The organism is Microcystis sp. LE19-41.2A (genome assembly GCF_027530405.1).
GTDB classification, from domain to species: Bacteria; Cyanobacteriota; Cyanobacteriia; order Cyanobacteriales; family Microcystaceae; genus Microcystis; species Microcystis aeruginosa.
On record NZ_JAPZQJ010000195.1, the window covers coordinates 1 to 8,383 of the forward strand.

Genomic DNA, 8,383 nt, shown 5'->3' on the forward strand with positions numbered 1-8,383 from the left:
CCAAGCTTTTCTGGTCGGAACCCCCTAAGCCGAGTTTTCAAGGTGCTGCGCCGTCCACTTGGTTTTCGAGACTGGCCTTTTAATTCTAACGTAAAGCCAACCTAGAACGGCGGGGTTTCAGACCCAAAATTTCCGATGAAAATGTGCGGAATCTCGCTATATAATGTGTGGTCACCTCCATCTATAATATTGCTGCTTATGTACCCGTGGATATACTAGGACAAAATCCTTATTTACTACTCCATACCGAGAAGGGACAGCGTTTTTTCCCTCTCGTGGGGAGCCCTTACTGGACAATCGGACGGAGCAAAGATAACGCTATCGTGATTAAAGATCAGTGTATCTCTCGCAATCACGCTATTTTACAATCCACGGAAACAGGAGATTTTTATCTGATCGATCTCGGTAGTCGCAATGGAACTTTTGTTAATGGCAGAAGGGTAGCTATTCCCGTGACTATCCATGACAAAGATCGGATCACCTTTGGCAAAACCGAAGTGCAGTTCTATCGTCCTACTCCCACTAATATAGGCAAGCAACCGCACAATTTAGAATTGGATCCCCCCACCTCCACCGTCCATGAACGTCGCTTAACATCGGTGATGGTGGTGGATATACGAAATTTTACGGCTTTAACGAGGCAATTAGACGAAAAAGTGCTTTCTTCTCTGATTGGCAATTGGTTTCGCCATGCCGGGAGTATTATCCGCAGTTCCGGCAGTTGGGTAGATAAATATATTGGTGATGCGATCATGGCCATCTGGTTTCACGGCCAACAGGAAGTCAATCAAGACGATATATTGCAAATTTTTCAAGCAATTACGCAAATATACAGGATGACCCGCGCCTTAAGCGAAGAATATCCCTTACCCTTTAAATTACGCATCGGTGCGGGAGTGAATACTGGTTATGCCATGGTGGGCAATACTGGCAGCGGTGAACATCCAGATTATACGGCGATCGGCGATACGGTCAACGCCGCTTTTCGTTTAGAGTCGGCTACTAAAGAAATGGGTAGGGATTTAGCCATCGGAGCAACTACCTACAGTTATCTCATCGGTTTACCCCATCTCCACCAAGCTTTTAATCAACATACCCTCAGTCTGAAAGGATACGACGATAACACTATTACCTACGGAACCACTTTTGATCACTTGGATCGTTTCCTCGATGCCAACAGTAGTGAGGAGATGACCGGAATTACAGGAGTTGCCAACAGTGTCGGTTTTCAGGATTTCAATTAAATGAGCGGTTGGGAGACGTTTCAGTGATCAGTGATCAGTAATCAGTGAAAAGACAGTAGGAAACTTCTATTTAGGGTCTGCTGAAAAAGTTTTTCCTGGGGGCAGGGTGTGGCCCCCCCAACCCCCCCGACATCGGGGGGGCAGGTGGGGTGTGGGGTTTTACCGGTTTTGAGGTGGCCAATTACCTAATTTTCAGGGAAAAAGTACCTGAATTTTCCCCCTGATCACTCCCATGCCGGGTACTTTTTGATTGACAAAAAGTCTAAAAGTCTTACCCAACAAGGTTTTTAGATTTATTCAGCCAACCCTATTTAGGGTCTGCTGAAAAAGTTTGTTGGTGGGGGCAGGGTGTGGGGTGTAGGGTGTAGGGTGTAGGGTTTTACCGATTTTGAGGTAATCAGTTACCTAATTTTCAGGGAAAAAGTACCTGAATTTTACCCCCGATCACTCCAATGGCTGGCACTTTTTGAGGGGAAAAAAGTCTAAAAGTCTTACCCAACAAGGTTTTTAGATTTATTCAGCCAACCCTATTTAATACTGTACACTTAAAACTCAAATCTGATGACTGATAACTGATAACTGACCTACTCCTCGGTGGCAGCGAGAACTAAATCTTCCTCCTCCAAGGCGGGAGGAACTTCGATTTCTGCGACTACTTCCGAGACAGTGCGGCCTTCCGCTTCCGCTAGACGTTTTTCTCGGTATTTAATCGCCATTTCTTCCGCTTTTTCAAACACTAACGGGCGATTTTTCAGCATATCTCCCGGTTCGGGTTCTAATTGTTTAGTCGAGAGGGAAATGCGACCTCTTTCGGCATCGAGATCGATAATCATCACTTTTAACTCATCATTGACATTGAAAACCGTGTGGGGGGTGTCGATGTGATCGTGAGAGATTTCGGAAATATGCAGTAAACCACTGACTCCACCAATATCGATGAAAGCACCGTAGGGCTTGATTCCGCGCACGGAACCGATTACCACCTGTCCCACGGCTAAACCGTTCATCTTGCGTTCCACTAAAGCGCGACGATGACTTAAAACCAGACGGTTGCGATCCTCATCCACTTCTAAAAACTTTAAGGGCAATTCCTGACCGACTAGATCCTCTTTCGCTTCTCTGGTGCTAATGTGAGAACCGGGGATAAAGCCACGGAGACCTTCAATTCTGACTAATGCCCCACCACGGTTAGTGGCGAAAACATTCGAGCGCACGGTAGCATCTTCTTTTTGCAATTGACGCACCCGTTCCCAAGCGCGCATATATTCAATGCGACGGATCGACAGGGTTAGCTGTCCATCTTCATTCTCGTCGGTAAGAATGAAAAATTCCCTGGTTTCGTTGGGTTGTAAAACTTCTTCGGGATTATCGACGCGGTTGATCGACATCTCCTGCACGGGGATAAAAGCGGCGGTTTTAGCACCGATATCGATGAGCGCTCCCCGGGGTTCCATGCTGAAAACAGTCCCAGCGACAACATCTCCCGGACTGAAATGATAATCGTATTTGTCTAGAAGGGCGGCAAAATCTTCATGGGTAAAGCCTATGTTTTTGTTTGCAGTTTTTTGGGTGGTCATGTACGTTGTTTGGGCCTCGGAATTTCCGTAGGTTTTTCCTCCTATGTGATGTACAGTTTCTAAATCAAGGAGATGCCTCCCAATTTAGTTTCTAGGCAGGGCCTAGGGGATGAACTGCCGCATCCGGCTTTCCTGGAGGCAATCCGCCTCAAGAATGACTTTTAAGAATCTAACCAGAGCTTGGGCTTTAAATAGCACAAGGGATCCTAATTATAACTGAATCGGGAACTATTTAGGGTTTGCTGAATAAATCTAAAAACATTGTTCGATAAGACTTTTAGACCTTTTTGAAATCCAAAAGTACCGCCTATTGGAGTGATCGGGGGGAAAATCCCTGGACTTTTTCCCTGAAAATTAGGTAATTGACCCCCTGAAAATGGGTAAAACCCTACACCCTACACCCTACACCCCACACCCTGCCCCCAGGAAAAACTTTTTGCCGCAAACCCTATTTAAGATGAGGTGATCACGCTGGCTTCTTCCACTTGAGACCAAGAAGGATGAGCGCGTTCGATTTCGGAGGATTGCAGCAGCGCTAAAGCGGCGATAAAGTCTCTAATTCCCTGAAAATTGCCGTAAACCGAAGCAAAGCGCACATAGGCCACTTCCGATTCTTGCCGGAGATATTCCAGGACTAATTGACCGATTTCCTGACTTGTTACCTCCCGTTTTGAGTCTTGCTGCAAACGGGATTCGATATCATTGACGATCGCCTCTAATCTTGAGGGGGGAATGCCGGTTTTTTCGCAGGCGCGGACGATACCCCGCAGCAGTTTGCAGCGATCAAAAGATTCCCGTTTACCATCTTTTTTAATCACCGTGATCGGCACGAATTCGATGCGCTCGTAGGTGGTGAACCGATATTTACACTGTAAGCATTCACGACGACGACGAATGCTCTGACCGTTTTCGGAGGAGCGGGACTCTAAAACGCGACTATCGGTATGCTGACAATTAGGACACTGCATAGGAGGCGCTCGGTGAGGGGAACCTTTAATTTAAGCCTTTAAATACGAAAACCAGAGCCGCTAACCTGCTTTTGACAAGCGGGCGGCTCAGGGAAGAAAATTATTAACCTAAACGGAGTTAAGAAATTTACTTTTGAATCCGGGGAGGTTCCCGGAAGGCGATGGCGAAGAAAATTACCGACAAAGCCATAGTTAAAACCAAAATGTAAGCGACGCTTTCCATGGTTGGACATCCTACAAGACTGCTATAACAATCCTATAGTATCAGGAAATGAGCTTTTCGGCCCGTCTGGGGATGTAATCTATATCCCCAGAATCAGTGGCCGCCTATTTAACGCTAACTTTTGCCCCAGCATCTTCCAGTTTTTTCTTGATGGCGGCGGCATCATCTTTGTTAGTGCCTTCTTTAACCGCTTTGGGAGCGGCTTCTACCAGGTCTTTCGCTTCTTTGAGTCCTAAACCGGTCAATTCGCGTACCACCTTAAGGATAGCAATTTTCTTGTCGGCGGGAACTTCTTCGAGAACGACGTTAAATTCGGTTTGTTCTTCCACCGCTTCAGCAGCAGCCGCAGGAGCAGCCCCGGGGGCAGCCATAATTATGCCACCAGTCGGAGCGGCGGCACTAACTCCAAAGGTTTCTTCGATACCTTTGACTAATTCCGCAGCTTCTAAGAGGGTCAGGGTTTTGAGTTTTTCTAAGATTTCAGCTACAGCAGACATGGGTTAGACTCCTAATTGTTTGTAAGTGATTGATTGGCGCGGTGTCAAGCCGCTTCTTTTTCTTCTTGACGGGCCACGGCATCGACGGCACGGGCCAAAGATGCGGGAACTTCGTTGATACTGCGGGCCAGTTTGGCAGCAATGGCGTTGATTGCTCCAGCGGCCTGAGCGATTAACTGTTCTTTCGACGGTAAATCGGCGATCGCTTTGATCTGATCTTCTGTTAACAGTTGACCTTTTGTCCCTTCTTTGAGGACACCGCCGCGCAATTCGGTTTTTTTGCTTTCTTTTTTGAACTCTTGATAGGCCTTGAAAGCTCCACCGATATCCTCTTTTACGAGCAGAAAGGCGGATGTTCCCGATAAAAGGCTTTTCATCGGTTCCCAGCCACTATCTTCAGCGATCGCCAAGCCCATCAAAGTATTTTTGGTGACTTTACAAATCGTTCCCGTGGGGCGCAATTTGCGGCGTAGATTGCTGATTTCGGCGACGGTTAAACCTTGATAGTCGATGACCATCGTTAATTGAGCTTCCCTCAGGGAGGTTTTTAATTCTTCTAGAATTACTCCCTTGCTTTCTCTGCTTCTCCCCATCCCTTGTTCACCTCCTGTATGCGGGGGACCGGTCCACAGACAGGCGCAAAAATAACCCCTTGTAGCGCCGGGGTTGAGTGGAGAGAATCCAGTTCAGGCACGACCAAGACAGAAAATATCTCTCTTTAGTCTTTTTGGCTGCTGTTTTCTCGCTTTGACCTCGGCAGGGTATTTAAGCTGTTTCGCACCTGCTGTCTTTGGCTTAAGCCAGTCCCTCATCATAACATTATTGCGGGATTTATGTCAAGCCCTGGGAAGGAACGAGCAGGGCGATCGCATTTAAGACTGAATCCCTTGAGTATAGGCTACTTAGGGTTTGCTGAATAATGGTAAAACCCTTTTAAAATAAGGCTTTTGACCTGTTAAAGTCCGATGTTAGTGCAAGAAAATAGGATTGGGACTTTCAAAAACCTTGCATTATCCTTCTTGTAGTACATGGCTTGGTACAAAAAAACAATGGCAACAAAGCCCGAAACTCCTGACTCCTGACTCCTGACTCCTACCCCCAGGAAAAACTTTTTCAGCAGACCCTACTTAGGGTTTGCTGAATAAATCTAAAAAACTTGTTGGGTAAGACTTTTAGACTTTTTGTCAATCAAAAAGTACCAAGTATGGGAGTGATCAGGGGGAAAATTCCTGGACTTTTTCCCTAAAAATTAGGTAATTGGCCACCTCAAAACCGGTAAAACCCCACACCCCACACCCCACACCCCACACCCTGCCCCCACCGAAAAACTTTTTCAGCAGACCCTACTTATCAGGACAGGCACTCATGCAAGAGGCAAAAGGGGGAATAATACTAAATCCGTTGAGTGTAGGCTACATATCAGGACAGGCAATGGGCAATAGGCAATAGGCAAAAGAGGGAATAAATAATCAGTTTTTAATAACTGGATTTAGTATAAATAATCGGTCTTTAATAACTGGATTTAGGCTCACTGCTTACTGCTCACTATCGCCTATTCCCCGCTCTCGACAATTATTTTAAATGCCTAAAAGTTTAGCCTGAAAAAATATTACTTATCTTGATTCTTCCTGACTGAGATGACGTAGTTTATCCCGAAAATAGCCAAAGCTGGGCGATCGATTAATATCCACATTCATCTGAGGAGAAATATTTTCTGCCCAGACTGTTTTCTCTTGACCCACAGAAGCGCCACCTAACTTAGATAATTGTTTCGCTCCACCTCTGTATATAGCATCTGCCAGTTTTTCCCAAGTACCACAGATACTATCATTAATATAGGAATCCAAGATAGCACTTTTGGCCTGGGGATAAGCAATTTTTATGGCATTAATATCACCTAAATACCAAGCTTCTCCTTCTTCAACAGCAATACAGAAGTAAATTTGGGATTGGATAGCAGATTTTTCCAGACAATTGCTTAATTATTGTCGAAATTCTCGAAAACATCGATTATCCAGATCGCAAACCACGATCAGTACAGCAGCATAATTATCAGGGTAACTAGAAAAAGTTTTATCATATCCTTGAATCAGTTTAGGTAGTCGATCGAGAAGAATCCGTTTGCTAGGATCGGAAACAGACTGTAAGTCTCTGGGAAGATGACCACTGCCTTTATAGGAATGAACCCTAAATGTATGACCTGCATTCATGTCAATAATCCTAGGAATTAGAATATCAAGTGCTTTTTTTCCCGACAAATCCTCGACCAAAATTTCAAAGTGCATAACCTTATCTCTCATCTAAGTAATCACTATACCAAAGACTACCAAGGGGCAATCCTTCTGAGACGAGATTCTTGATTAAGGGATTGTCACTGGCCCGTTTAATCCGAGAAAACCCGTCATCACCTTTTTCCAGAATCCAAACTTCTTCCGGCTGGAGAGCATCAACAAAATAAGGTTGATGGGTGGTGATAAAAATTTGAGAACGTCCTCTCTGTCCTGTGGCGTGTTTTCTAAATTCTTGAGCCAAGGTTTCTAATAGTTTATGGTATCAGCCGTTTTCTGGCTCTTCAATACAGATAAATGGCGGTGGGGAAGGGTCTTCTAACAGTAAGAGATAGGCGAATACTTTTAAAGTACCATCGGACATTTGCTGTACATAAAATGGGTCTTGGAATCCCCGATCATTAAATTTTAATAGTAGTCGATTATCGGGACTTTTTTCGGTACTAATTTTTTCTATACCCGGTATCTTACGAGAAATACTATTAAGTATATTCTGAAATTTCTTGGAATGCTCTCTTTCCATAAACTGCACCACATTACCGAGATTATCTCCATGAATATTCAGATGTTTCTGGGGTCCGGCTAGGGGCAAACTTCTGGCCGCATCGGGAGTAAAATAGCTGAGATACCATCCCTCAATAAATCTCCGAAATAGGGAAATTCTCGGATGCTGTTTGAGAGAACCTAACGTAGCAATTCCTAGTTTCCGCTTATCATTCAGTTCCACTAACTCCCCCCCATCCTCATAATCTCCTCGTTTAATTTTTTCTATTAACTTAAGTAAATCAAAATGGTCTTGACCTTCTTCTACTTGTTTCCCTTCTTCTTCTCCTTTCCAGACGATTCCTTTCCCCTCATCGAGGAGTAAAAATGAAAAAGGCCATCCGGTCTTTTGACCTTTTCTTCTCTGTCTGAGTCTTTCTTTTTTTACATAAGGTCTATTATCGGTATCTAGATCAATAGCTAATTCATAGGTAATTGGTCGGGAATTGTAATCTTCTTTGTAATAAATCTGAAATTCAATGCTTCCTTCCTGACCCTGGGAACGAAGACGCTCAAACCCGCCCCGACCTCGCACATCACAAGCTTCTTCTACTCCTCCTTTAAGACAATCAGATAAAAAACCGAACGCATCAAAAAGTGTGCTTTTTCCCACACCATTTTTGCCGATAACGGCCGTCATCGGTGTCAGAGAATCTCGATTTTGAGTATTCCATAACTTGCCCAGAGTTATATCCTTGAGCGCTCGATAATTTTTAATCCTCAATCCCTCAATTCCGGCCATTATTTAGTCCCGTTTCTCATTACTAAAGTAATCTGAGCAATTTCTCCCCGGAGAATATATAGTATAGACTGATTCTAGAGCGGTTATTAATAGAGTTCTTGCCTAATTAATTTTTGAGAGTTCAAAAATGAGAAAAATAGGCATAAAATTGCATAAAATCCGGCTCTTCGGGACTTGGTATGGTTCGATATGGGGGCATAAATCGACTAAATCCTTATCTGGCAAGAGATTTAATTGATTAGTTCGCTCTAGATCGCAAACAATTGACAAAAATCGCGGTAATGTCTGTCTCTATAAGGGT

7 protein-coding genes and 2 pseudogenes are annotated in these 8,383 nt (G+C 44.3%); 2 read left to right on the plus strand and 7 right to left on the minus strand.

The window, feature by feature from the left end:
- Positions 1-206 precede the first annotated feature (206 nt).
- Positions 207-1,244 (plus strand): adenylate/guanylate cyclase domain-containing protein, encoded by a 1,038-nt coding sequence (locus O9290_RS08665; RefSeq protein ID WP_288055826.1) that lies wholly within the window; start codon positions 207-209, stop codon positions 1,242-1,244.
- 584 nt (positions 1,245-1,828) lie between these two features.
- Here O9290_RS08665 and O9290_RS08670 read toward each other — a convergent pair.
- The 5 genes from O9290_RS08670 to rplJ form a co-directional block, all read right to left on the minus strand.
- Positions 1,829-2,821, minus strand: coding sequence for a 30S ribosomal protein S1 (locus O9290_RS08670; protein ID WP_002781113.1), 993 nt, complete (start codon positions 2,819-2,821; stop codon positions 1,829-1,831).
- Positions 2,822-3,273: 452 nt separating this feature from the next.
- Positions 3,274-3,789 carry a transcriptional regulator NrdR gene (gene nrdR, locus O9290_RS08675; protein ID WP_002757126.1) on the minus strand — a complete coding sequence of 172 codons (516 nt, stop codon included), beginning with the start codon at positions 3,787-3,789 and terminating at the stop codon, positions 3,274-3,276.
- Positions 3,790-3,916: 127 nt separating this feature from the next.
- On the minus strand, positions 3,917-4,012 hold the full coding sequence (locus O9290_RS08680) for a photosystem II reaction center protein T (RefSeq protein ID WP_012267019.1): 96 nt from the start codon (positions 4,010-4,012) through the stop codon (positions 3,917-3,919).
- 104 nt (positions 4,013-4,116) lie between these two features.
- Positions 4,117-4,509, minus strand: coding sequence for a 50S ribosomal protein L7/L12 (gene rplL / locus O9290_RS08685; RefSeq protein WP_002736522.1), 393 nt, complete (start codon positions 4,507-4,509; stop codon positions 4,117-4,119).
- A gap of 44 nt (positions 4,510-4,553) precedes the next feature.
- Positions 4,554-5,102 (minus strand): 50S ribosomal protein L10, encoded by a 549-nt coding sequence (gene rplJ, locus O9290_RS08690; protein WP_002757128.1) that lies wholly within the window; start codon positions 5,100-5,102, stop codon positions 4,554-4,556.
- Between the two features lie 664 nt (positions 5,103-5,766).
- On the opposite strand from rplJ, the gene O9290_RS08695 reads away from it, so the two are divergent.
- Complete coding sequence (locus O9290_RS08695) at positions 5,767-5,958, plus strand: hypothetical protein (protein WP_196219782.1); 192 nt, start codon at positions 5,767-5,769, stop codon at positions 5,956-5,958.
- Between the two features lie 164 nt (positions 5,959-6,122).
- Here the strand turns inward: O9290_RS08695 and O9290_RS28135 are convergent.
- Both O9290_RS28135 and O9290_RS08715 read right to left on the minus strand, forming a co-directional pair.
- Positions 6,123-6,794 (minus strand): annotated as a pseudogene (locus O9290_RS28135) (DUF4276 family protein).
- A 4-nt stretch (positions 6,795-6,798) separates the two neighbouring features.
- Positions 6,799-8,082: pseudogene (locus O9290_RS08715) on the minus strand (AAA family ATPase).
- Between the last annotated feature and the right edge of the window lie 301 nt (positions 8,083-8,383).

What these genes read in the sequence shown, in the direction of transcription:
- rplJ (WP_002757128.1), bottom strand. Translation starts at nt 5,102, where the DNA reads ATGGGGAGAAGCAGAGAAAGCAAGGGAGTAATTCTAGAAGAATTAAAA.
- nrdR (WP_002757126.1), bottom strand. Translation starts at nt 3,789, where the DNA reads ATGCAGTGTCCTAATTGTCAGCATACCGATAGTCGCGTTTTAGAGTCC.
- O9290_RS08670 (WP_002781113.1), bottom strand. Translation starts at nt 2,821, where the DNA reads ATGACCACCCAAAAAACTGCAAACAAAAACATAGGCTTTACCCATGAA.
- rplL (WP_002736522.1), bottom strand. Translation starts at nt 4,509, where the DNA reads ATGTCTGCTGTAGCTGAAATCTTAGAAAAACTCAAAACCCTGACCCTC.
- O9290_RS08680 (WP_012267019.1), bottom strand. Translation starts at nt 4,012, where the DNA reads ATGGAAAGCGTCGCTTACATTTTGGTTTTAACTATGGCTTTGTCGGTA.